Annotated in this window: 19 protein-coding genes and 1 pseudogene; 9 read left to right on the forward strand and 11 right to left on the reverse strand. The window is 70.4% G+C overall.

Going from position 1 to position 24234, the window contains the following annotated elements; all coding sequences use genetic code 11:
* Window position 1: 1 nt before the first annotated feature.
* Window positions 2–922, reverse strand: a complete 921-nt coding sequence (locus ACWF7A_RS22315; protein WP_452252392.1) for an ArsR/SmtB family transcription factor — start codon at window positions 920–922, stop codon at window positions 2–4.
* Window positions 923–1017: 95 nt separating this feature from the next.
* Window positions 1018–1572 (reverse strand): TetR/AcrR family transcriptional regulator, encoded by a 555-nt coding sequence (locus ACWF7A_RS22320; RefSeq protein WP_452252393.1) that lies wholly within the window; start codon window positions 1570–1572, stop codon window positions 1018–1020.
* 83 nt (window positions 1573–1655) lie between these two features.
* Between ACWF7A_RS22320 and ACWF7A_RS22325 the strand changes: the two genes are divergently transcribed.
* A complete protein-coding gene (locus ACWF7A_RS22325) occupies window positions 1656–3029 on the forward strand; it encodes an MFS transporter (protein ID WP_452252394.1) in 1374 nt (457 codons plus the stop codon).
* Here the strand turns inward: ACWF7A_RS22325 and ACWF7A_RS22330 are convergent.
* Entirely contained in the window at window positions 2974–3138 is a 165-nt protein-coding gene (locus ACWF7A_RS22330; protein WP_452252395.1) for a hypothetical protein, read from the reverse strand. The two genes, ACWF7A_RS22325 and ACWF7A_RS22330, sit on opposite strands and share 56 nt — an antisense overlap.
* Window positions 3139–3157: 19 nt before the next feature.
* Between ACWF7A_RS22330 and ACWF7A_RS22335 the strand changes: the two genes are divergently transcribed.
* The 3 genes from ACWF7A_RS22335 to ACWF7A_RS22345 all read left to right on the forward strand — a co-directional run bounded on the left by ACWF7A_RS22335 (window position 3158) and on the right by ACWF7A_RS22345 (window position 9285).
* On the forward strand, window positions 3158–3772 hold the full coding sequence (locus ACWF7A_RS22335; protein WP_452252396.1) for a hypothetical protein: 615 nt from the start codon (window positions 3158–3160) through the stop codon (window positions 3770–3772).
* A 99-nt stretch (window positions 3773–3871) separates the two neighbouring features.
* On the forward strand, window positions 3872–6421 hold the full coding sequence (locus ACWF7A_RS22340; RefSeq protein ID WP_452252397.1) for a glycoside hydrolase family 97 catalytic domain-containing protein: 2550 nt from the start codon (window positions 3872–3874) through the stop codon (window positions 6419–6421).
* Window positions 6415–9285: a discoidin domain-containing protein gene (locus tag ACWF7A_RS22345; protein WP_452252398.1), complete on the forward strand. Its 2871-nt coding sequence runs from the start codon at window positions 6415–6417 to the stop codon at window positions 9283–9285. The genes ACWF7A_RS22340 and ACWF7A_RS22345 overlap by 7 nt, the downstream gene beginning before the upstream one ends.
* 101 nt (window positions 9286–9386) lie before the next feature.
* Here ACWF7A_RS22345 and ACWF7A_RS22350 read toward each other — a convergent pair whose 3' ends face one another.
* Entirely contained in the window at window positions 9387–9878 is a 492-nt protein-coding gene (locus ACWF7A_RS22350; protein WP_452252399.1) for a metallophosphoesterase family protein, read from the reverse strand.
* An 83-nt stretch (window positions 9879–9961) separates the two neighbouring features.
* On the opposite strand from ACWF7A_RS22350, the pseudogene ku reads away from it, so the two are divergent.
* Window positions 9962–10747 (forward strand): annotated as a pseudogene (ku, locus tag ACWF7A_RS22355) (non-homologous end joining protein Ku); the annotation flags it as partial.
* 10 nt (window positions 10748–10757) lie between these two features.
* Here ku and ACWF7A_RS22360 read toward each other — a convergent pair.
* Both ACWF7A_RS22360 and ACWF7A_RS22365 read right to left on the reverse strand, forming a co-directional pair.
* Window positions 10758–11402 (reverse strand): PP2C family protein-serine/threonine phosphatase, encoded by a 645-nt coding sequence (locus ACWF7A_RS22360; protein WP_452252400.1) that lies wholly within the window; start codon window positions 11400–11402, stop codon window positions 10758–10760.
* A 70-nt stretch (window positions 11403–11472) separates the two neighbouring features.
* Window positions 11473–12411 (reverse strand): helix-turn-helix transcriptional regulator, encoded by a 939-nt coding sequence (locus ACWF7A_RS22365; protein WP_452252401.1) that lies wholly within the window; start codon window positions 12409–12411, stop codon window positions 11473–11475.
* A 43-nt stretch (window positions 12412–12454) separates the two neighbouring features.
* Between ACWF7A_RS22365 and ACWF7A_RS22370 the strand changes: the two genes are divergently transcribed.
* Window positions 12455–13531: an epoxide hydrolase family protein gene (locus ACWF7A_RS22370; RefSeq protein WP_452252402.1), complete on the forward strand. Its 1077-nt coding sequence runs from the start codon at window positions 12455–12457 to the stop codon at window positions 13529–13531.
* Window positions 13532–13585: 54 nt separating this feature from the next.
* Window positions 13586–16165: a BTAD domain-containing putative transcriptional regulator gene (locus ACWF7A_RS22375; RefSeq protein WP_452252403.1), complete on the forward strand. Its 2580-nt coding sequence runs from the start codon at window positions 13586–13588 to the stop codon at window positions 16163–16165.
* Here the strand turns inward: ACWF7A_RS22375 and ACWF7A_RS22380 are convergent.
* The 4 genes from ACWF7A_RS22380 to ACWF7A_RS22395 all read right to left on the reverse strand — a co-directional run bounded on the left by ACWF7A_RS22380 (window position 16145) and on the right by ACWF7A_RS22395 (window position 20056).
* Window positions 16145–17692, reverse strand: a complete 1548-nt coding sequence (locus ACWF7A_RS22380) for an outer membrane protein assembly factor BamB family protein (protein WP_452252404.1) — start codon at window positions 17690–17692, stop codon at window positions 16145–16147. The two genes, ACWF7A_RS22375 and ACWF7A_RS22380, sit on opposite strands and share 21 nt — an antisense overlap.
* 74 nt (window positions 17693–17766) lie before the next feature.
* Window positions 17767–18816, reverse strand: a complete 1050-nt coding sequence (locus ACWF7A_RS22385) for a hypothetical protein (protein ID WP_452252405.1) — start codon at window positions 18814–18816, stop codon at window positions 17767–17769.
* A gap of 45 nt (window positions 18817–18861) precedes the next feature.
* Window positions 18862–19236: a hypothetical protein gene (locus tag ACWF7A_RS22390; RefSeq protein WP_452252406.1), complete on the reverse strand. Its 375-nt coding sequence runs from the start codon at window positions 19234–19236 to the stop codon at window positions 18862–18864.
* 46 nt (window positions 19237–19282) lie between these two features.
* Window positions 19283–20056, reverse strand: a complete 774-nt coding sequence (locus ACWF7A_RS22395; protein ID WP_452252407.1) for a TetR/AcrR family transcriptional regulator — start codon at window positions 20054–20056, stop codon at window positions 19283–19285.
* Window positions 20057–20135: 79 nt separating this feature from the next.
* Here ACWF7A_RS22395 and ACWF7A_RS22400 point away from each other — a divergent pair, with 79 nt between their 5' ends.
* Both ACWF7A_RS22400 and ACWF7A_RS22405 read left to right on the forward strand, forming a co-directional pair.
* Window positions 20136–22394 (forward strand): ATP-binding cassette domain-containing protein, encoded by a 2259-nt coding sequence (locus tag ACWF7A_RS22400; protein WP_452252408.1) that lies wholly within the window; start codon window positions 20136–20138, stop codon window positions 22392–22394.
* Window positions 22391–23173 (forward strand): siderophore-interacting protein, encoded by a 783-nt coding sequence (locus ACWF7A_RS22405; protein WP_452252409.1) that lies wholly within the window; start codon window positions 22391–22393, stop codon window positions 23171–23173. The genes ACWF7A_RS22400 and ACWF7A_RS22405 overlap by 4 nt, the downstream gene beginning before the upstream one ends.
* Here the strand turns inward: ACWF7A_RS22405 and ACWF7A_RS22410 are convergent.
* On the reverse strand, window positions 23163–24116 hold the full coding sequence (locus ACWF7A_RS22410; RefSeq protein ID WP_452252410.1) for a methyltransferase: 954 nt from the start codon (window positions 24114–24116) through the stop codon (window positions 23163–23165). The two genes, ACWF7A_RS22405 and ACWF7A_RS22410, sit on opposite strands and share 11 nt — an antisense overlap.
* Window positions 24117–24234 lie beyond the last annotated feature (118 nt).

The following is a 24234-nucleotide window of genomic DNA, read 5'->3' on the forward strand; positions in this document are numbered from 1 at the left end:
CTCAGTTCAGCAGTTCCCAGCCTCGGCGGGTCAGGCGGTGACGGACCGACCGGCCGTTGCGGTGGGTGGAGACGAAGCCCGCGGTGCGCAGGGCCGTCGCGTGTTGTGAGGCCGTGGGCAGGCTGATGCCCACGTGCTTGGCTAGCTCGGTGGTGGTGCGTTCGGACGTCAAAGCGCGCAGCACCAACGTTCTGGTGCGGCCCAGTGCGAGCTCGAGGCTGGCGCCGCTCGGCTGGGGTGCGGTGACCGGGTAGAAGAGCAGCGGCTGGGGTTCGGCGAACATCGACACCGCCGGGCGGGTCAGGCCGTTGAGCACCGGCACGATCAGCATTCCGGTGCCCCGCAACGAGACCTCGGTGTCCCAGCCCAGCTCGACGTGCAGGGCGGGTGAGGTCCACGAGATCGACGGGTGCAGGTGGCCGAGCAGGTCTCCCAGCCCGCGCGTCACCGCCTGCGACGACCTCAGCCGCACCTCGGCCTCGAACGCCTGGCGCGTCTGCGACCAGTTCGGGCCCAGGAGGTCGCGGAAGCCCGACCGGAACGCCGATCGCAGGTCCTGGCGCGAGGTCGGGGTGCCGGCCGCGAACGACCGCAGCCACGGCGAGGTGGTGCCGAGCATGCTCGCGATCTGGTCGCGCACCCTGGTCGACGGCACGTCGAGCACCTGGCACACGGCCTCGTCGAAGTCGGGGCGCGCGGAGTTGAAGAAGTCCGGGATGAACCGGCCCGGTCTGACCAGTTCGGCGAGCGGGCGGATGTGCGGGAGCAGCAGGCGGTCCCAGTTACCGCTGTGCACCGTGAAGACGAGCTCGTACATCGGCAGTGGAGCCGCGGCGAACCGCGTGCGCGCGAGATCTTCCAGCTCGAACAGAATGGTCAGTCCGCGCCCTTTGGGCACGGATTCGGACATGACGATCGGCATGTGCTTCCCCCCGGAGTGCAACCACTTCCGAAGGTACGCAGACTTCGTTGTCCGGTGTCAGCGTTGTTCCACTTGACAACGTTCAGTGGACAAAGTCAGACGAGCGGCCCGGGCTGCTCGGTGAGCTTGAGCAGCAGGTCACGGGTGTGTTCGCGTTCCTCGTCGGACTCCTGGCCGCGCCACAGGAGGTCTGCCAGCGTCACTCCGTCGAGTGCACGGGAAATGAGGTCGGCGCGTTGCGGGTGCAGTCCGTCCGAATCGGTCTGCTGCCTCCACCGGGTCGCGGCGACGTCCATTCGCTGCTGCAGTTCCGGGACGCCGAGGAGCGCCGTTACGACGGACGGGTGAGACCACAGGTCCTGCGGCTCGAAGGTCGCGCGGATGTGCGCGCGGGTCCACCGGCCGGGTGTGTCCTCGGGTTCGAGCAGGCGCGTGACCGTCGCGTCGTAGTGGTCGAACCACTCCTCGATCAGCCCGACGATCAACGCCTGCTTGCTGCGGAAGTGGTGCAGCAGGCCGCCCTTCGAGACGCCCGCCTCCTTGGCCACGGCGTCGAGGCTGACGTTCGGGCCTTGCTCGATCAGGGCGCGCGCGGCGGCGGCGAGCACCTCACGGCGGGTGCGGGGCGCGTTGCGCTGCTCTCCGGGCATGGTGATCAACCTATCGTTTGCCTAGCCGACCGTCTGGACGGTACGTTACTTTACAGACCAGATGGTCGGCTAAGGGAGTTGTCATGAGGAAGTGGGCGGCACTGGGCGTGCTCGCGCTCGCCCTGTTGCTGATCGCCGTGGACGGCACCGTGCTGGCGCTCGCGATTCCCGCGCTGCAGCAGGACCTGGCGCCGTCGGCGGCGGAGGTGCTGTGGATCGGCGACATCTACTCGTTCGTGCTGGGCGGCCTGCTCGTCACGATGGGCACGCTCGGCGACCGGATCGGCCGCAAGAAACTGCTGCTCACGGGCGCGTTCGGCTTCGGCCTCGCGTCGCTGCTGGCCGCGTTCGCGCCGACCGCGGGCTGGTTGGTCGTGGCCCGCGCCCTGCTCGGCGTGGCGGGCGCGACGATCATGCCGTCGACGCTGTCGATCATCCGCAACCTGTTCACCGACCCCGCCGAGCGCACGCGGGCGGTGGCGGTCTGGGCCGCGACGGCGACCGGTGGCGCTGCGCTCGGCCCGCTGATCGGCGGCGCGTTGCTCGAGCACTTCTGGTGGGGCAGCGTTTTCATCATCAACCTGCCGGTGATGGCGGCCCTGCTCGTGTTCGGCGCGTGGTGGCTGCCGGAGTCGCGTGACCCGAACCCCGGCCCGTTCGACCTGGTCTCGGCGTTGCTGTCAGCGGTCGGTGTCGTCCCGCTGGTGTACGCGGTCAAGGAGGTCGCGCTGGGCGGGCCGAGCTGGACGGCGCTGGCGGCAGGTCTCGTCGGCGTGGCCGGACTGTGGCTGTTCGTGCGGCGCCAGCGCGCCTCGCGGCACCCGATGATCGACGTGGCACTGTTCCGCGAGCCGGCGTTCAGCGGTGCCGTGGGCGCGAGCATGATCGCGATCTTCGCGCTGACCGGCCTGGTGTTCTTCCTGTCGCAGTACTTCCAGAACGTGCTGGGCTACTCACCGCTGGAGGCCGGGCTGCGCGAACTGCCGCTGGGGCTCGCCGGCGTGCTCGTCGTGGCCGCGATCGGACCGGTCGTGCGGCTGCTCGGCCGCGGCAGGGCGATCGCGGCAGGGCTGCTGGTCAGCGCGGGCGGCCTGGTGATCGTCGGCGTCTGGGCGCAGTACAGCGCCATCGCGGTGGCGTTGGTGGTCATCGGCGCCGGAGTCGGCCTCGCGCTGACGCTCACGACGGACGCCGTGGTGTCCGCGGTGCCGGCGGACAAGGCCGGCGCGGCCTCGGCCGTGTCGGAGACGGCCTACGAGCTCGGTGCGGCGCTGGGCATCGCGGTGCTCGGGACCGTGCTGTCGGCGTGGGCCGCGAGCGGCACGTTCACCGAGGCGATGCAGGGCACGGCCATGGTCGCGGCGGCGCTGGTGGCGCTCGCGTCCTTTGTGGCCTACCGGCTCATTCCGAACGGGGAGCGGACGCCTGCGCCAGCCGTTCGTGCAGACGTTCCCTGATCTGGTCCGGGGTGTAGGCGGCGCGGCGGCGCTGGTTGCGGGCGACGACCACGCCGCTCGCCGCGACACCCGCGAAAGCGGCCATACCGATCACCTTCCAGAGCTTCATGTGCCTAGGCTACTGGGCCATGGCGACAACACTGGACAAAGCCGTGGAGATGACCCGCACCGGGGACGTGTGGGTGTTCCGCGGGCGCAGTGCGGCGGACCGGGCGATCCAGACGATGACGAACAGCCCCGTCAACCACGTCGGCATGGCGATCGTGCTGGACGACCTGCCGCCCCTGATGTGGCACGCCGAGCTCGGCAAGTCCCTCAAGGACATGTGGAGCGGCACCCACCAGCGCGGCGCGCAGCTGCACGACCTGCGCGACGCCGTCGTGACGTGGCACGACAAGTACGGGCAGCGCGCCTGGCTGCGGCAGCTCGACCACGAGGTGACGCGCGAGATGGAGGACGCGGCGCTGCGGACGGTGGCACGGCTCGACGGCACGCCGTTCCCGTCCACCGCCAAGCTCGCCTCGCGGTGGGTGCGCGGGCGGGTTCCGTTGGGGCCCAAGGCCGAGGCGACGATCGAGAGCGCGTTCTGCGCGGAGATCGTGGCCGTGACGTACGAGGAGATGGGCCTGCTTCCTAAGCGCCGCCCGAACTGGTACGACCCGGGCCGCTTCTGGAGCGGCGACGACCTCGACCTGCTGGACGGCGCGAGGCTCGGCAAGGAGATCGAGATCGTCGTCATGTGAAAACCCTGTCCGCAAGAGGACTGATAACTATCAGCCTCTTGACCGGGGACGGCGCGGCTCCACACGATGGGAGCGGTCTCACCCCGGGAGCTGACAACGATGTCACGACTGCTCGTCCTCGTGCTCGCCCTGCTGTTGCCCGCCGCGCCCGCTGTCGCCGCGCCGTCCGGCTGGACCGTCACCGGTCCGGGCCAGGTCAGCGCAGAAGTGGCCTTGAACAGCGGAAACCTGACACTGTCGGTCCGCAGACAGGGCCGGACGGTGTTGCAGCCCGCTCCGGTCGGGCTGACCACGACGACCGCCGACCTCACGAAGGACCTGGTCTTCACCGGCCGCGCTGACCGCGTTGTCATGGAGCGGTACGCGATGCCGACCGGCAAACGGGTCCAGCGCACCGCGCGGATGACCGAGAGCCGCCTCGGCTTCCGCACCGCGTCCGGCAGCTTCGACCTGGTCGTGCGCGCCTCGGCGGACGGCGTCGCCTACCGCTACGTGCTGCCGCGGGCGGCCACGGTCACCGGGGAGGCGTCCGGCTTCGTGGTGCCGGGTGACTCGAAGGCGTGGCTGCTGCCCTACAACGCCTGGTACGAGGCCAATCGTGTGCGCACCACCGCGGGTGAGGCGTCCGGCGACTTCGGCTACCCGTCGCTCTTCCAGACCGGCCAGGACTTCGCGCTGCTCACCGAGTCCGATGTGGACGGCCGGTACTCCGGCAGCAGGCTGCGCAAGAGCGGCAACGGTTTCCAGGTCGTCCTCGCCGACGCCCAGGTCGCCTCGACCGGCACGACCCCGTGGCGCACCGCGATCGTCGGCGACCTCGCGACCGTCAGCACCTCCACGCTCGTGGACGACCTGGCCTCCCCCTCGAGGTTCGCGGACCAGAGCTGGATCAAGCCGGGCAAGGTCGCGTGGTCGTGGCTGAGCGAGCACGCGAGCCCCAGCGACTTCGCACGGCAGAAGCAGTACGTGGACTTCGCCGCCCGCCACGGCTGGCAGTACGCGCTGGTCGACGAGGGCTGGAGCGCCGCGTGGGTGCCCGAGCTCATCCGCTACGCCCGCGCGCAGGGTGTCGAGATCCTGCTGTGGCTGCGCTGGAGCGACCTCGACACCGAGCAGGAACGTGACACCGTGCTGCCCAGGATCGCGCAGTGGGGCGCGAAGGGCGTGAAGCTCGACTTCATGGAGTCCGACTCGCAGGACCGGTATCGCTGGTACGACGCGGTTCTGCAGAAGACGGCCGACCTGAAGCTGATGGTCAACTTCCACGGCTCGACGATTCCGCACGGACTCGCGCGCACCTGGCCGCACGTGCTCACGATGGAGGCCGTGCGCGGCGCGGAGAACTACCCGCCAGCCGCCAACAACCCCGTGCAGTTCTTCACCCGCAACGTCGCCGGCTCGATGGACTACACGCCGGTCTCGCTCGAAGTGGGCACGAAGGAGGCGTCGATCGCGCACGAGGTCGCGCTGCCGGTCGTCTACGAGTCCGGCTGGACGCACTTCGCGGACAAGCCCGAGGCCTACGAACGGCATCCGGAGGCGGTGCGCTACCTCGACCAGCTCCCGACGGTCTGGGACGAGACCCGGCTGCTCGACGGCGACCCGGACTCGCACGCCGTGGTCGCGCGGCGCAACGGCGACCGGTGGTTCGTCGGCGGCATCGCCACCCAGGACCGCACCCTCCGGGCACCGCTGGGCTTCCTCGGTGGCGGGCAGTGGCTCGTCGAGACCGTGCGCGACCCCGCCATCAGGGCCGACGTCGTCCGCGACACGCAGGTCCTGCGCACCACCGACACCCTGTCCGTGCCCTCCAGGCGCAACGGCGGGTTCGCGGCCGTGATCTGCCGCTACCGGCCCGGTCTGAAGACGTGCGACCAGCCGATCCGCCAGGTCCCGAAGACCACCCTGACCGTCACGCCGGCCGGGACGACCGACACCCCGGCGGGCTCCACGATCGAGGTCACCGGCACGTTCACCAACGGCGACGAGGCGATCCGCGACGTCGCGCTCACGGCGACCGCGCCCGAGGGCTGGTCCGTCGCAGGTCCGGTGATCCAACGGCCCAGGCTCGCTCCGGGTGAGTCGATCACCGGCCGCTGGCGGCTCACGGCCGGACCCCGGACGGGCCCGGTGGACCTGCCGATCGTCGCCACCTTCGGTGACGTGCACGTCGAGCAGGCGGTCAGGGCGTTCGTCCCTCCCCCGGCCCCCGGCAACGGGGCGCAGGTCAGCGCGCTGCCGTTCATGAGCGAGACCAACGGCTGGGGCCCGGTCGAACGCGACAGGTCCAACGGCGAGAACACCGCCGGTGACGGCAACGCGCTGTCCATCGGCGGCGTCACCTACGCCACGGGGCTCGGCACGCACGCGCCGTCCGAGGTCTCGGTCTACCTCGGCCGGAGCTGCGAACGCCTCACCGCGAAGATCGGCCTCGACGACGAGACCGCGGAACCGGGCTCGGTCGCGTTCCAGGTGGTCGGCGACGACAAGCCCCTGTACGACAGCGGAGTCGTCCGGGGCAAGGGCGCGGCGGTGCCGATCGACGTCGACGTGAGCGGCGTCCGGATGCTCAGCCTCCGCGTCACCGACGGCGGCGACGGCCGCAACTTCGACCACGCCGACTGGGCGGAGGCGGCCCTGACATGCTGATCAACCGCAGAACGTTCCTGTACGCCACGGGGGTGCTGGCGGTCGCGCCGAAGATCTCGGTCGCCCAGCTCAGGGACACTTACTACGAGGTGCTGCTCAGGCACACGAGGTGGGCCGAGACGCAGTACGACGCCACCGCGAAACGCTATCGGCGCACGGACTTCGGCTTCGCGGTCGTCCTCGGCAACGCCGTCCTGCTCACCAGGGGCACCTACGACGCGACCCTGGCGGGCGTCGAGAAGGACGTCCTGCGCGACCACACGCTCGCGACGATCCAGCACTTCGCGGCGAGCAACGTGCTGGCGGGCGGCACCGAGTGGGGCAAGACCCTGTTCTGGGACACCACCTTCCAGTCCTACTTCGTGCTGGCCGCCCGGCTGCTCTGGCCCGACCTCGACGCGCGGACCCGTGCAAACGTCGAGGCGATCGCGCGCGGCCAGGCCGACTACACGACGTCCCTGGGCACCGCGAACGATCCGCGCTCCGGCAGCTGGACGCCGAACGGCCTCACCGGCGGTCACCGGGGCGACACCAAGCTGGAGGAGATGGGCGTCTACGCCCAGGCCCTCGCGCCCGGACTGGCCTGGCACGGCGACGGACCGGGCTGGCGCGAGGCGTTCGGCCGCTGGAGCCGCAACGAGGCGGGGCTGCCCGCCGCCGACCTCGCCAACCCGTCCACAGTGGACGGCACGCCGATCTCGGCCAACACCGCGACGAACCTGCACGACACGTTCATCGTCGAGAACCACGGCTCGTTCGGCCCGCACTACCAGGAGGAGCTCTGGCGCACCTCGGGCCGCAACGCCGTGCACTTCCTGCTCGCCGGACGGCCGCTGCCCGAGGTGCTGACGAGGCAGCCCAACGGGGAGCTGTTGTGGCGCACCATCCTCGCCACGATGAGCGACGCCGGTGAGCCGTTGATGCCGATGGTCAACGACCGCGAGCACCTCTACGGCCGTGACGTCATCCCGCTCGCCTTCCGCTCCACCGTCCTGCGCGACCCGATGGCCGCCCGCGCCGAGGCCGCGCTCGCGTCGCGGTTGCTCGCCTACCAGGCCCATCCCCCGGTCCACCGGCTGGCGAAGTTCTCCGGTGAGGCCAAGTACGAGCCGGAGGCACGCGCCGAGCTCGCGATCAGCTACCTGCTGCACGAGCTGCGCCCACCGGCGACACCCGTGTCGGAGCAGGAGTTCTTCACGCGTGCGGCGATCACGATCGACCACGGCACCGATCCGGGCCTGCTGACGCACCAGTCGGCGGCCGCGTGGGCGGGCACGGTGACGAAGCCGGGGTTCACGAAGCTCGCCTGGCAACCCTCGCACGACGACTGGCTGTTCAAGATCAGCGGCTCGACGCCGATGCTGCTGCCACCAGCGGCTGTCACTGGGCGCAACACCGTGGCCTACCAGAAGATCCGCGACGGCTTCGACGCGACGGCGAGCCTGCTGCGGTTCGCGGACGGGTTCGCCGGCACCGCGACCCTGCCGACCGGCACGATCGTCTGCGCGCTCCCCCGCCCCGGCCGGGCCGACGTGCACAACCTCGCGATGGCCGGGATGCCCGGCCTGACCGGCTCCCGCACGTACACGGGATCGGCGGGCCGCGTCACGGTCCCGGCGCGCGAGGGCTTCCGGGTCGACGAGCTGACGTTCCCCGCCACGACCGCACGGCACGTCCGCATGGTCGGCGTCACGCCCCACCCCACCTACGGCTACTCGCTGTTCGAGTTCGAGGTGGGTCAGGGGACGACGACGGCGTCGTCGTTCGACCCCGGCTACGAACCGGCGAAGGCGACCGACGGCGACCCGGCCACGCGCTGGGCGGTCGCCCGCGCCGAACGCGGCCGCGCGGACAGCTGGATCGCCGTCGACCTGGGTGCCGCCACGACAGTGCAACGTGTGCGCTTGCGTTGGGAGACAGCGGCCGCCGTCGCCTATCGCATCGAGACGTCGACGGACGGCGCCACGTGGACCACCGCGGCCACCTACCCTCGCGCGGACCTCAGCACTCCGGGCTGGCTCGACGTGGACGGCCGGGCGGGGTTCGTCGCGCGGTCCGGCCTGTTCACCGTGCAGGGCGACACGATCACCGTCCCCGCCGGAGTGGTCGAGGGCTACGTCCGCGCGGATCTGCGCAGGATCGCCGCGGAGCCCGCGCCGCAGTGCCCTCCCGGCGTGAGCGCCAGCACCGCGGACGGGTTCCTCAGTCTCTTCAACCTGTCCGGCGCCGACGTCACCGGCAAAATCCGCCTGCACGGCACCCGGCTGTACCGGGGCACGCAAGCCACGACCCGCGACGGCACGGAGTACGCGCTCGACCTGCCCGCCGCCACCGCGCGGGTCGAGGCGCCGTGGTTCACCGCTCGCGGCGTCCCACCGGGCATCACGGCCGTCGTGCACGACGGGCAGCGCGTCACGTTCCGCGGCGGCCCGGCGATGTTCGTGCTCGTGCACCGCGACGGCCGCAGCCTCCCGGTCGTGCTGGGCCGGGGTGAGCGCACGGTGGGCATGCCGCTGGCCACCCCGTTCCCCATCAACAACCTCGCGCTCGGCCGCGTCACGTTCCCGAACTCCGTGCTGCCACCCGGCATGACCGATCCGGGCGCCGCGGTCGACGGCTCCGAACGCACCGCGTGGACACCGGGGCGGGACGGCCGCATGGTCGTCGACCTCGGCGCGGTCCACACGGTCGCCGACGTGGGTCTGCAGTGGACTCCCGGACTGCCGCCGCCGCACACCGTCACCTACAGCCTGGACGGAAGGAGTTACGGGACAGCCCGTTCCGCCCGGTTCGTGGCGGTGTCGACGCAGTGGCGGACGGGTCACGCGAGGCTGCGGAGCATCACCGTGACCCCCTCCGGGTGAGGCGGGTGGCGACCAGGGAGCGCCGGGGCTTGTTCGACGGAGGCAATGGAGGGCGCTGAGGTGCACGGCATGGCACGAGCGCCCGGATCGCGGACCGGGGCTCAGGTCACGGGCACGATCCGCGCGTCGAGCAGCACGCCGTCCTCGATCTCCAGCAGCCCGACCGTGCCCTGCGGCTGACGCCGTTTGTCGGTCGGCGAGCCGGGGTTGAACACCCGCACGCCGTCCTCCTCCTCGTCCCACGGGATGTGCGAGTGCCCGAAGACGATGAGCCGCGCGCCGGGGAACCGGCGTCGCATCCTCGTCATGCGACCGGTCTTCTGGCCGCTGTCGTGGATCATCGCGAACGGCAGGCCGCCGATCTCGGCCTCGACGACCTCCGGAGCACCCCACGCGACGACGTCAGGGCCGTCGTTGTTGCCGCAGACAGCGATCACGGGCGCGTACTGGGCCAGCTCCTCGAGCACGGGAGCCACGCAGACGTCGCCGCCGTGCAGGATCAGGTCGGCTGACCGCAAGTGTCCGGCCACGGCCGGTGGGCAGCTCTTCCAGAACCTGGGCGCGTGGGTGTCGGACAGGACCACGACTCTCACCGTGCGATCGTAGCGACCACGGCCGATCCCCTTCTCACGCCTCCGGGCGAATAACCACCCCGCCAACCGGGTACCTGACCTGCATGCCAAGGGCGATCTGGAGCGGTTCGATCAGTTTCGGGCTGGTGACCATCCCGGTGGAGCTGTACAGCGCCACCACGGACCACACCGTGCACTTCAACCAGTTCCAGCGAGGCACGTCCGACCGCATCCGCTACAAGCGGGTGAATGAGCGAACCGGCCGCGAGGTCCCCTACGACAAGATCGTCAAGGGCCACGAGACGGACAACGGCGAGTACGTGATCATCGAACCCGAGGAACTGGACGAGATCGCGCCGGGCCGCAGCCGCACGCTCGACATCGAGGCGTTCGTCGACATCGACGAGATCGACCCGGTCCACTTCCAGAAGACCTACTGGCTGGGCCCGGCCAAGTCCGAGTTCTCCCGCCCGTACCTCCTTCTCGCGCAGGCGATGAAGAAGACGAACCGGGCGGGCATCGCCCTGTTCGTCATGCGCGGCAAGCAGTACCTGACCGCGCTCACAGAGGACAAAGGTGTTCTCGCCGTGCACACGCTGTTCTTCGCCGACGAGATCCGCAAGCCGAAGGACGTGCTCGACGTGACGCCGCAGGGGCGGGCGCCGCGCGGCAAGGAGCTCGACATGGCGGTGTCGCTGGTCGAGTCCATGGCCGACGACTGGCGGCCGAAGGACTACCGCGACACGTACACCGAGCGGGTCACCAAGCTGATCAAGGCGAAGCAGAAGGGCCGCACGATCAAGGTCGAGGACGAGCCCGCCGAGGCGACCGGGGTCGTGGACCTCATGGAGGCGTTGCAGCGCAGCGTCGAGGCGAGCAAGAAGAAGCGCGGCAAGAAGGTCAGCTGACGACCAGGGCCGTGGCGTTGTCGGTGCCGCGCGCGTAGAGGGCCGCACGCACCAAACGCTCTGCCGAGGCGTGTCCGGACATGATCGCCCCGATCCCGTTGTGTCCCAACGGTCCGTAGATGCCGTCGGACACGAGGGCAAGCCGTGGTGCCCGTGTGCCGGCACGGCCGATGTTCTGCAACGTCGCGTGGCGGACGGTGTTGGTGACGACGTGTTCCATGCGTGGCTGGGCCTTGATGCCTCGCTCGCGGAAGTACTCGGCGACGGTGTGGTCGGTGGTGAGCTGGACGAGGTCCGAGCCGTCGGAGGCGTACGCGCGGGCGTCGCCTGCCCAGGCGATGTCGAAGCCTCCCTCGGGACGGGCGGTGGCGACGACGATCACGGCGTCGCCCGAGTGCACCTGGAGGGTGTCGCGGGCGGCGAGGATCGCCGAGACCGGGTCGACCACCAGTGCGGCGGCACGGGCAGCGGCCCACGCGGCCTCGGCGGCGGACGGTGAGTCGCCCACGCCGTCTGCTACCACGAACGTGCGGCGGCCCACGGCGAACGCGTCGGCGTTGTGCTTGCGCGGTCCACGTTCCGACGCGTGGGTCACGGTGAGCGCGGTGCCCAGTGGCATGGTGCGATCGATCAGCATGGTGGACCTCCCTGACCTCCACTAAGCCCTACGCGGCTAGGAGTCTGCTGTCAGGACCCTGAGAAATTCTCTAGAACTTCGCCGCCCGGCGAAACCGGTCCGCTGCCCGGAGCAGCGCGGCGGACAGTTCCGGCGGGGAGACGACCTCGAACTCGACCGTGATGCTCGCGAGCATGAACACCACGTCGTCCATCGTCTCGCCACCGACGCGCACCTGGCACGACGTTTCGTCCACAGCCGAAACCTCGCCGTAGCTGCGCCACTCCTGGGCCTGTGACGCGGGCACTCCGAGTCGCACGACGCCCTGCACCGGCCACCGGTCGGCGACGCGCGCGGCCACGAACGCACCCGCGTCACCGCCCGGGATCTCACGGGGTGTGAAGCGGGCACCGAACGGGGTCCGCACGCTCATCCGATCGAGTCGAAAAGTCCGCCAGTCCTCCCGCAGCACGTCCCACGCGACCAGGTACCAGCGCCTGCCCCACGTCACGAGCCGGTGCGGTTCGACCGAACGCTCCGACTCCTCTCCCGAATGTCCGACGTAGGAGAACCGCAGCCGCTGCCGGTCACGGCAGGCCGTGCCCACCGACGTCAGCAGCGACGCGTCCACCACCGGCGCCGAACCCGTGTGCGGCACCGTCGAGATGTCCAGCGCCGCGACCCGGTGCCGCACCGCGGAGGGCAGTACCTGCTCGACCTTGAGCAACGCGCGCACGGCCGTCTCTCCGATGTTCTCGATGCCACTCGCGGTGCGCAGCCCTACGGCGACGGCCAGCGCCTCGTCGTCGTCCAGCAGCAACGGCGGTAGCTGCGCGCCCGACCCGAGCCGGTAGCCGCCGCCGGACGTGCCCATCGACGCGTGCACCGGGTAGTCCAGCGAACGAAGCCGGTCGACGTCACGCCGCACGGTGCGTGTGGTGACGTCGAGCCGTTCCGCAAGCTCCGCACCGGACCACTCACGGCGCGACTGCAGCAGACCGAGCAACTTGAGCAAACGGGCCGAGGACACTGTAGGACCATAACTGTCCTACAGCCCTAATAGCGTCCTGACCATGAAGCCGTTCGAGATCACCATCCCCCAGTCCGAGATCGACGACCTGCACCGCCGCCTCGACCAGACCCGCTGGCCCCTCGACCCCGCGGGCTCGAGCTGGGCCCAGGGCACACCCCAGGACCGCCTCAGGGAGCTCGTGCGGCACTGGCGGGACTTCGACTGGCGCGAGACCGAACGGCGCCTCAACAAGATCCCGCAGTTCCTCACCGAGATCGACGGCGCCCCGCTGCACTTCCTCCACGTCAAGAGCCCCAACCCGGACGCGGAACCGCTGGTGCTCACCCACGGCTGGCCGACGACGTGCTTCGCGTTCGAGGAGATGATCGAACCGCTCAGCCGCGACTTCCACCTGGTGGTCCCGTCGGTGCCCGGCTTCGGCTTCCCCGGCCCCACCGCGGAGCTGGGCTGGACCATCCCCCGCGTGGCCGGCATGGTCGCCGAGCTGATGCGGCGCCTGGGCTACGAGCGCTACCTCGCGCACGGCTTCGACTACGGCGCCATGCTCACCCGCCAGCTGGGCCTGCGGGACGAGGTGAGGGCCGTCCACGTCAACCAGATCTTCTCCGCCGGCGTCACGGAGGAGACGGCGGACATGAGCGTCGAGGCTGAGCGGCTGTCCGTGGAAAAGGCTTACCGCTACGAGTTCGAGCAGTTCGGGTACGTGTCGATGCAGAGCACGCGGCCCCAGTCGGTCGCCCACGCGCTCACCGACTCGCCGGTCGCGCAGCTGGAATGGATCGAATGGGCGTTCCACACGTGGAGCGACCCGGAGATCGGGGTACCCCTCGACACGGTGCTGACGAACGTGTCGATCTTCTGGTTCACCCGGACCGCGGGCTCGTCGGCGCGCTACTACCAGGAGGGCGACGAGACGTGGGGGGAGCTGGAGCCGATGTCCGCGACACCGACGTCGGTCGCGGTGTTCCCGCACGACGCGGGCGTGCCGATCCGGCGGATGGCCGAGCGCAACCACAACGTCGTGCGGTGGACGGAGATGCCGCGGGGAGGCCACTTCGCGGCGCTGGAGGTGCCGGAGCTCGTGGTCCAGGAACTGCGAGAGGCGTTTCTCTCGTAGCTGACGTGATCACGTGAGGTCACTCGTGGGCCGGGAAGGACTACGGTGATCACCGTGCGGTTCACGGTCTTCGGCACGACCGAGTTCGGTCCGACCCGGCTCGGTGCTCTGCTCGGCGTGCTGCTCGCCGACGCGGGCCAGGTCGTGACCGCCGAGGAGCTGGTGGAACGGGTGCTGGGCGACGACCCGCCACCGCGGGCCCGCGCGATGATGCAGACCTGGCTGACGCGCCTGCGGCAGACGGTGCCGGGCCTCGTGGAACGCGTCCGCGACGGCTACGCGCTCCGGGTCGATCCACTGGAGATCGATCTGCACCTGTTCCGGCACCTGGTGCGCGCGGGGAGGCTCGCCGACGCGCTGGAGCTGCCCCAGGAGGAGTTGCTGTCCACTGTGGACACGCCGTGGGCGCGGCAGCTGCGCGCGGACTTCGCGGAGGAACTGCTCGCGGCTCGCCTCGACCACGCCGACGAACGGCTGGCTCGGGGCGAGCACGCGAAGCTGGTCCCCGAACTGCAGGCCCTGGCCGCCGCACGCCCGCTCGACGAACGGATCGCGGCCCAGCTGATCGAGGCGTTGCACGGCAGCGGCAAAGCGGCGGAAGCGTTGCGCCACTTCGAGGTCGTGCGCTCGGCGCTCGCCGCCGAGTTGGGCGCCGAACCGTCCCGGCCCCTCACGGCGCTGCACCGGCGGCAGCAGGCCGCCTCCGCGCCACGCCAGCTGCCGGCCGCGCCCAAGCCGTTCACCGGCCGGGCGCTCGAGCTCGCCGAGCTCGACCAGGCACCGAACGGCGTCGTGGTGATCACGGGCACCGGTGGCGTGGGCAAGACCTCGCTGGCCGTGCACTGGGCTCACCAGGCGATGGACTGGTTCCCGGACGGCCAGCTCTACGTGAACCTGCACGGCTTCGGCCCGAGCGGCGCCGCGGTGAGCCCCGGCGACGCGCTGCTGCGGTTCCTCTCGGCGCTCGACGTGCCGCGTGCCCAGGTGCCGCACGACCTCGCGGGCCAGTCGGCGTTGCTGCGCGACGCGCTCGCGGACAAGCGGGTCCTCATGCTGCTGGACAACGCGACGGACGCGGACCAGGTCGAGCCGTTGCTGCCGCGCACGCCGAACGCGCACGTGGTGATCACGAGCCGCACGACGCTGAGACCGGCCCACGCCAAGGCTTTGCCGCTGGGCCTGCTGCCACCCGACGACGCCCGCGAGCTGCTGGCCGCCCGCATCGGCCACGACCGGGCGCGGGCCGAACCGGACGCGGTCGACACCGTGGTCCGCCGCTGCGCCCGCCTGCCGCTCGCCCTCGCGGTGGCCGGGGCGCGGGCGGCGACGCAGCCGGAGTTCCCTCTGGCGGCGCTCGCGGACGAACTGGCCGACCTCGACGCGTTCGGCGACGACGATGACGTGGCGGCGGACCTGCGTTCGGTGTTCTCCCACTCCTGCAAGGCCTTGAGCCCCGCGGCGCTGCGGTTGTTCCGGCTGCTCGGGCTGATGCCGGGCCCGGACATCAGCGTCGCCGGAGCGGCGTCCCTGGCGGGGCTCGCCGTGCGGGAGACCGAGGCGCTGCTCACCGAGCTCGCGACGGCGAACCTGGTCGACGAGCCGGAGCCGGGCCGGTTCACCTGCCACGACCTGCTGCGCGACTACGCGGCCGAGCTGGCGCTCGACGACGAACGCGACGAGGCGCTGCACCGGTTGCTCGACCACCTGGCGCTGACGGGCGTCGAGGCCGGGGTCGTCTACACGACCGGCCGCCACCGCCCGGCCACCCCGCAACCGGCAGCGGGCGTCGTCGTCCAGCGGTTCGGCACGCGGGAGGAAGCGCTGGCGTGGCTCATGACCGAGCACCCGACGCTGATGGCGGCGATGCGCCACGGCACACCGGCGCAGACGTGGCTGATGGGCTGGTCGCTCGCCGACGCGCTGGACCGCCAGGCCCGCTACCGGGACCTGCTGACGTCCCAGCAACTCGCGGTCGCCGCCGTGGAACGGCTCGACGACCCCGACGGCCTGGGCCGGACCCTGATCAACCTGGGCCGCAGCCTGAGCCGCATGCGCCGGCCCGACGAGGCCACCACCGCGCTGCACCGGGCGTTCGAGGTCTACGAGGGCAACCCGGCGGGCCAGGCCGGGGTACTGCTGAACATCGCGATGCTGTGCCCGGACGACCGGATCGGCGAGGCGATGGAGCACACGCGGCGCGGACTCGCGTTGTTCGAGGAGTGCGGGGACGCCTACGGGCAGGCCAACGCGCTGACCGGCCTCGCGTGGGGCCACAGCAAACTCGGCCGGTACGCCGAGGCCGTCGGGTACGCCGAGCGCGCGATGCCGATGTGGAGGGCGATGGACCACCTGATCGGCCAGGCCGAGGCGTGGGACAACCTGGGCACCGCGCACCTCGGGCTGGGCGACCACGCGAAGGCGGCCGAGGCGTTCACCCGCTCGTCGGAGATGTTCCGGCTGGGCGGGGACCTCTCGCTGGAAGCCGGTGCGTACGAACAGCTCGGCGACACCCACGCTGCCGCGGGTGCCGCCGAGCCGGCTCGAGATGCCTGGCGCACAGCGGTGGAGCTGCGCACCCGGGCGGGTCTTCCGGCCGGCCGGGTGCGCCGGAAGCTACAGGCCGAAGGCCAGTAGCACGTGGCCGTGCGGGTTCTCGTACGCCGACGAGTAACCCGACTGCACGTAGACCATCCCGTCCGAGATGACCGCGCCCGTGCCGGGACCGGCGAGCGTGCCGCCGCGCCCGGTCAGCCCGTTGACACCGCGGACGTCCTGGATGGTGTCGTGGGACCAGATGATCTGGCCGGTCCTGGAGTCGTACGCGCGGAACTTGCCGTCCAGCGCTCCCAGCCACACCACACCGGGCGAGCTGGACACCGGCACGCCATGGGCCTGGTAACAACCGGGCTGGCCGGCCGCACCACCCGTGGAGCAGCCGTCGGCGGGTGCCGGGGTCTCCCACAGCACGGCGCCGGTGGCCGGGTCCACGGCGAACAACTTGCCGGGGTCGGCGTAGTAGGTCGCGATGTAGAGCCGCTTGCCGTCGTAGCTCGACCCCCACTGGATGCCCGAGATGCCACCGCTGGGCAGCAGCACGCCGAGCTGACGGCGCCACACGACCTGCCCCGTCGAGGCGTCGAACACGTGGTAGACACCGGACTTCTGGCCCACGCCGACGAGCTGCCTGCCGTTGACGGTGAACAGGTTCGGCGTGGCACCGATGTCGTAGTCGAGGTTCGTGCCGTCCTTCAGCCCCGGGCAGTAGCCCTCGGCGTCGGGCTGGTTGCACGCGTCGCGCCACGTGTCGGCATCGGTGACCTGGTTGGTCCACCTCACCGCGCCGGTGCGGGCGTTCAGCGCCAGCAGCGAGTCGAACTCGCCGCCCTTGCCCGTGTAGTTCTGGCCCGTGCCGACGTAGAGCGTGCCGGTCCTGCGGTCGATCACCGGCGAGCTCCACACGCCGACGCCGGACGGCTCGAACCGCTTGGCGCCGTTGGGCCACGTGCCCACCTGGACCGGTTCCGGCACCGTGTAATGGCGCCAGACCATCGCGCCGGTGTCGATGTCGAACGCGTCGATGTGCCCGCGGAACGTGCAGCAGTCGTGCGTGTTCGGCAGCATGTTCTCGGAACTGGACGTGCCGACGTACACGAGTCCGTTGTGGACGATCGGCGAGCTGGTGGTCATCGACGCGATGCCGGTGTCGAGCTGCACCTGCCACTTCAGGCGGCCGGTGCGCTGGTCGAGCGCGAAGAACCTGCTCGCGCTGTCCCCGAAGAACACCTTGCCGTCGGCCACCGTCGGGCCGTCGGAGTTGAACGCGTACCTGTCGCCCTGCGGGAGCACGTACTCCCACTTGGCACGGCCGGTGCGCGCGTCACGGGCGTAGAACTTCCCGTCGGGGCTCCCGAAGTAGATCGTGTCGCCCACGACGGCGGGCTGGCTGCGCACGATGTTGGCGCCACCCTTGGGGTACGCGAACGCCCACTTCAGCTTGAGCTTGCCGGCGTTGTTCTGGTTGATGCGCCATTCCGCGGCCTGGTGCCGCGTACCGTTGAGATCCTTGGCCCAGCCGGACCAGTCGCCGTTCGCGTGTGCCTGAGCGGGCGAACTGGTCAGCACCACGAGCGCCGCGGTGAGCAGCGCGGTTGTTCTGAGCATGGAATTTTCCCCCTTCCACCACCACCCTGGCAGTGGCGGAAGGGGGACGCGTCAATCCAAAGTCTTCGAAATGCCTAACCGATCGGTTGATGTGTCACGACGTCGACGCCCGCGTAGCCCCGGTCGACGATCGCGTCGCGCCAGCCGTTGAGGTAATGCTGGAAGAACGCCGGGATGTAGGTCTTCGCGACCTTCCGCTGTTCCTGCGGGGTGAGCGTCGGGGTGCCGGGACACGCGTTGTCGTGGTCGTAGGACCATTCGGTGTTGAAGAAGTTGTGGTTCGCCCGGCGCGGTGTGACCTGGTGGATCGGCACGAGGTTGCGTCCTTGCGCGTTGCCGACGTACCCGCGCGACTGTTCGTCGATCGAGTCGCAGTCCCCGGTCAGCACGGCGAACGGGATCTTCGTGATGCGGTAGTCGAGGTTCTCCGGTGCCTCCGGATCCGGCGCGTAGTAGCCGGCGGGCGCGAGCGGGAGCACCGCCTTGATCTCCACACCGCGGGGCAGCTCACCGGCGTGCTTGTCCGACGCCTGGTAGACGGCGCCACGGCCGCCGCGCGAGTGACCGAGCGTGCCGACGTTGGCCAGGTCGACGTGCCCGCGGAACCCCCGCAGCCGTTGTGCCAGCGGGCCCCTGCCTTCGTCGAGGTCACGCCACATCTCCAGGTGCTTGCTCATCACGGCGGCCCTGGCGACGTCCGCGATCTCCCCCATCATTCCCGCGTTGACGCCGTTGACGCTCACCGACACGACCACGAAACCCTGCCGCGCCAGCTCCTCTCCCAGGTAGTCGTACCCGCGGTAGCTCGGGAACGCGTCCCCCGCTGGACACGGCCAGGCCCAGTCGGCCTCGGTCGCGCACGGCTTCCAGAAACCGTGTGCCAGCAACACCAGCGGGCGCTTGCCGACGAGCGTGCGCGGCGCGTGCACGACCGCGGTGAGTTCGAGGTCGGCGACCCGACCATCCGGTCCGGTGCGAAAGCCGGGCACCTGGAAGGCCCGATCACCGAGCGAGTACTCGACCTTTCTGACTGCCTGGCCGTGGCCGGACGGGCTCGCGGAGGAGGTCGGCGCGGCCAGCACCATCGCCATCACGACGGCGGCCGCGGCTTTTCCGATAACCATGCGGTGATCCCATCGGGAAGTTGTGGGCGTCCTGTGAGGGAGCTGTCACGGTTCTGCCACAGCGACGTGACCGGCGAACCCGGCGAACCGTTGCGCCAGTGGGCCTCTGCCCTCTTTCACGTCACGCCACAGCTGACGATGCCGTTCCATCGCCGATGGATCGTTCACCTGCACGACGACGATCCCCTGCCGTGCCAGTTCTTGGGCGTACGCGTCCGTGCCCAGAGTGTTGAACACCAGCGGCCGTACGCCGACGAGAGTGCGCGGCGCGTGGACCACGCCCGTCAACCAGCCCGTCTCATACCTCATGGTCATGGTCGCGGGGCGGTAGTCGTCGTCCCGCGAGGGAGCCGCCGCCACGCTCGGCGCTGTCAGCACCAGGGCGCACGCCACGGCAACAAGGACTCTGCCGAAAACCATGCACCCGATCTCATCGAGCCCGTGTGCGCTGAACGTCCGGACTATGTCACGGTTTCGCTACAGCGCCCTCGACGCCGTCGAGCAGAACTTTCAATCCACCGCGGAAGTTCTCCACCGCGTCGTTCTCCAGATAGGGCAGTTCCGGGTCGATCGGCTCACGATCGTTCTCGAGAACGTGCAGCATGGGGAACTTCTTGTCCAGGTCGGGTTCGATCTCCGCCAGCACCGCCGACCGCGCGTACCACCACTCCTCGTCGCCCTCGCCGGTCGCGCCACCGGCGGCACGGGCCTCCGCGACGGTCTGGGCCGCGCCGCGCACGAAGTAGTTGATGGCACCGACGATGCCGCGCAGCTCCCGGCCGGGCAGGCCGGTGGACACCAGGACCGCGGCCAGCGACTCGATCACCGCGAACTCGTGCGGCCCGAGCACCGGACGCGCCTGCGAGACCTGCAGCATCCACGGGTGGCGGCTGTAGAACTCCCACATGTCGTGCGCCCACCGCGTGGCAGCGGACCGCCAGCCGTCGTCGAGGGGGTACGACGCGGGCAGTTCGGCCATCGCGCGGTCGTACATGAGGTCCACGAGCTCGTTCTTGCCGGGCACGTACGTGTAGAGCGCCATGGCCGTGCGCCCGAGCCGCTCCCCCACCGCGCGCATCGAGAACGCCATGCCCTGCTCGTCGGCGACCTCGATGGCCGCGTCGACGATCGCGTCCACGCTCAGCCCCGGCTTCGGACCGGGCCGCTTCTCGGCGACCGACGCCCGCCAGAGCAGTTCGATGGACCGGCGCGGGTCGCCCTGACCTGCGTAGACGACCACGGTTGCGACTCCTTACAACGTAAAGTAACCTCGTCCGGTCGATACTTTACGACATAAACAATCTTTGGGGGAAGCAGCTGTGAACGCTGTCGCCGACAGCCATGACTGGATCCAGGTCCGCGGGGCCAGGGAGAACAACCTCGCGGACGTGTCGCTCGACCTCCCCAAACGCCGCCTGACCGTCTTCACCGGCGTGTCCGGCTCCGGCAAGTCCTCGCTGGTCTTCGGCACGATCGCGGCCGAGTCCCAGCGCATGATCAACGAGACCTACACGGCGTTCCTGCAGTCCTTCATGCCGTCGATCGGCCGGCCCGACGTGGACGCGCTGCACAACCTGAGCGCGGCGATCATCGTCGACCAGGAGCGGATGGGGGCGAACTCCCGGTCCACCGTCGGCACCGCCACCGACGCGCACACCATGCTCCGCATCGTCTTCAGCCGCCTCGGCGAGCCGTACGTCGGCACGTCCGGCGCGTTCAGCTTCAACCTGCCCGAGGGCATGTGCCCGGCCTGCGAGGGCCTCGGCAAGGTCACGACCATCGACGTGGACGCCATCGTCGACCGGACGAAGTCGCTGAACGACGGCGCGATCGACGCCCCGAACTACGGTGTCGGCACCTGGTACTGGCAGGTGCTCGCGAACTCGGGCCTCTACCCGGCCGACCAGCCGATCGACACGTTCACCGAGCAGCAGCTGCACGACCTCCTGTACAAGCCGACGACGAAGCTGGCCGTCGGCGGCAGCAACGTCACCTACGACGGCCTGATCGCCAAGCTGCAGCGCACGATCCTGTCCAAGGACCGCGAGTCCATGCAGCCGCACGTCCGCGCGTTCGTGGACAAGGCCGTCACCTACGCCCCCTGCCCGGACTGCCAGGGTGCCCGCATCAACCAGGCCGCGCTGAACTCGAAGATCCGCGGCGTGAACATCGCGGACTGCTGCGCGATGCAGATCAGCGACCTCGCGCGGTTCGTGCACTCCATCGACGACCCGTCCGTCGCACCGCTGCTCGCCACCCTGCGCGGCACGCTCGACTCGCTGGTGGAGATCGGCCTCGGCTACCTCTCCCTCGACCGCGAGTCCGGCACGTTGTCCGGCGGTGAGTCGCAGCGCGTGAAGATGGTGCGGCACCTGGGTTCCTCGCTCACCGACATCACCTACGTGTTCGACGAACCGACCGTCGGCCTGCACCCGCACGACATCCAGAGGATGAACGACCTCCTGCTCCGCCTGCGGGACAAGGGGAACACCGTCCTCGTCGTCGAGCACAAGCCGGAGACCATCGAGATCGCCGACCACGTCGTCGACCTCGGTCCCGGAGCCGGTGTCAACGGCGGCCACCTCTGCTACGCCGGCGACGTGGCAGGTCTGCGCGCGTGCGGCACGCTCACGGGCCGGCACCTCGACCACCGCGCCAAGCTGCGGTCGGAGTTCCGCTCCCCCAGGGGTTTCCTGACCATCACGGGCGCCAGCACCAACAACCTCAAGGACGTCTCGGTCGACCTGCCGCTCGGCGTGCTGACCGTCGTCACCGGCGTCGCGGGCTCCGGCAAGTCGTCGCTGATCCACGGCTCGCTGCGCCACCGCCAGGACGTCGTCACGGTCGACCAGTCCCCGATCCGCGGCTCGCGCCGGTCCAACCCCGCCACCTACACCGGCCTGCTCGACTCGGTCCGCACGGCCTTCGCCAAGGCCAACGGCGTGAAGGCCGCGTTGTTCAGCGCGAACTCCGAAGGCGCGTGCGAGAACTGCAAGGGCATCGGGCTCGTCTACACCGACCTCGCGATGATGGCCGGTGTCGCCACGGTGTGCGAGAAGTGCGAGGGCAAGCGGTTCACGCCCGAGGTCCTGCGGTACACGTTGCGGGGCAAGAACATCAGCGACGTGCTCGGCATGTCCGTCGCCGACGCCCGCGACTTCTTCCCGTCCGGTCAGGCGCACGCCGTGCTCAGCCGGCTGCACGACGTAGGCCTGTCGTACCTGTCGCTCGGGCAGCCGCTCACGACGCTGTCCGGCGGCGAGCGGCAACGGCTCAAGCTCGCGATCCGCATGGCGGAGAAGGCGTCGACGTACGTGCTGGACGAACCGACGTCCGGCCTGCACCTCGCCGACGTCGACCAGCTGCTCGGGCTGCTGGACCAGCTGATCGACGCCGGCAACACGGTGATCGTGATCGAGCACCACCTCGCCGTCATGGCGCACGCCGACTGGATCGTCGACCTGGGTCCGGGCGCGGGCCACGACGGCGGCCAGGTCGTCTTCTCCGGCACCCCCGGCGACCTCGTGTCCACTTCGGACACGCTGACCGCCCGGCACCTCAGGGAGTACCTGTCATGAGCCTGCTGACGGTCACCTCCGTCACACCGCTGACCCCGCGCATGACGCGCATGACGTTCAGCGGCCCCGGACTCGGCGAGATCGGCACCTGGCCGGACCAGCAGCTCAAGCTGCTGTTCCCCCGGCCGGGCGGGTCCGCGCACGTCTCGGACGCGCCGGACGTCGGCACCTGGTACCAGGCCTACCTCGCGCTGCCCGACGCCGAACGGCCGTGGATGCGCGGCTTCACCGTCCGGTCGCTGGCCGGCGGCGTGCTGACCGTCGACTTCGTGCTGCACGGCGACAACGGGCCGGCGTCGAGCTGGGCCGCACGCGCGCAGGCCGGCGACGTCATCGGGCGGTTCGGGCCCTCCCCCGACTACGCGCGTCCGCTCGGCACGGCGGACCTGCTGGTGTTCGCGGGCGACGAGACCGCGTTGCCCGCGATCGCCTCCCTGCTCGAACTGCTACCACCGGACCAGCGACGGCTCGTGTTCGTCGAGGTCGCCGATCCGGTGGAGGAGCAGGACGTTCCCGGCGTGCGGTGGGTGCACCGCAGCGCCGGGGAGGACCTGGTCTCGGTGGTGACGGCAGCGGAGATCGCACCGTCGACGTGGGTGTGGCTCGGCGGTGAGGCCTCCGCGGTGCGTGCGCTGCGCAGGCACTTCGTCGGCCTCGGAGTGTCCAAGAAGGACATCGAGTTCGCCGGCTACTGGCGGCGGACGCTCACCCAGGACGACGCGCCCACCGCCGACGACCTCGCCGAAGCGCAGGAACGGATCGCCGCGCTCAGCGAGTGAACTCGAGCAGGGTGCGACCACCGGTCACCCTGGTCGTGAACGCGAGGCTGAGCCCGTGCTCCGCCGCCAAGCGCTCGAAGTCGTGGAGCCCTCGGTCCCGCCCGCCGAAGTGCACGAGCATGACGAGGTCGAACTCCGAGCTCTCGCCGAGGGACTCCACGACGAGCACGCGGTCGCTCGCCTGGGCGCACCGGGCCAGGATCCGGTGCGCGTGCTCGTCGTCCCAGTCGTGCAGGACGTCGAACAGCAGGCAGGCGTCACCGGTCGGCAACGGGTCGAAGAAGCTGCCGCCGGTGACCTCGGCCCGGTCCGCGAGCCCCTCCGACCGGAACAGCTCACGGGCGCCGGCCGCGGTCTCCTCCAGGTCGACCAGGTGGCCGCGCATCCCGGGGTTCGCGTGCAGGATCGCGGCGAGCAGGCTCCCGTGGCCACCCCCGACGTCGACGAGCGTGCCGAACCGCGCCCAGTCGAACGCCGCCACCACCTGCGGGATCCAGCCGCTCATGCGGTCGTTCATCTGCCGGTCGAACGCGGCCCGCAGGTGCGGCCGCTCGGCCAGGTCCTCCCAGAAGCCCTGGCCGAACCGGAGCGGATAGGCGGGGTCGCCGGTGCGGACGCTGTGGACCAGGTCGATGAACGCGAGGTCCGCGCGTCCGGCGGCGGAGTCGTGGTGCAGCAGGTTGTTCAGGCCGTTGCCCGCGTCCACGCCTAGCAACGCGCCGAAGTCCGTTGTGCGATGACCGGCGTCTGTTCTCTCGATCACGCCGAGGGTCGTGAGGTGGGCCAGGAGCAGGTCGAGAGCGAGCGGGTCGACCCCCAGTTCGGGCGCGAGGTCGTGGGCGGTGGCGGGCCGGGAACGCAGGCGGTCCGGCAGTCCGAGGGTCACGGCGACGCGCAATGCCATCGGCGTGACCAGCCCGGACATCTCTCGAAGCTTTCGCACGTCGGTGTCCACGGAGATCCACCCTGCCACCCCGGGCAATTGAATTTCGGTCAACACTGAAGCAATAGTGTCAACACGTTCTCACCTGCTGGACGTCGACGACGCGGGCACTCGATCG

This window comes from Lentzea sp. NPDC055074 (assembly GCF_053608005.1).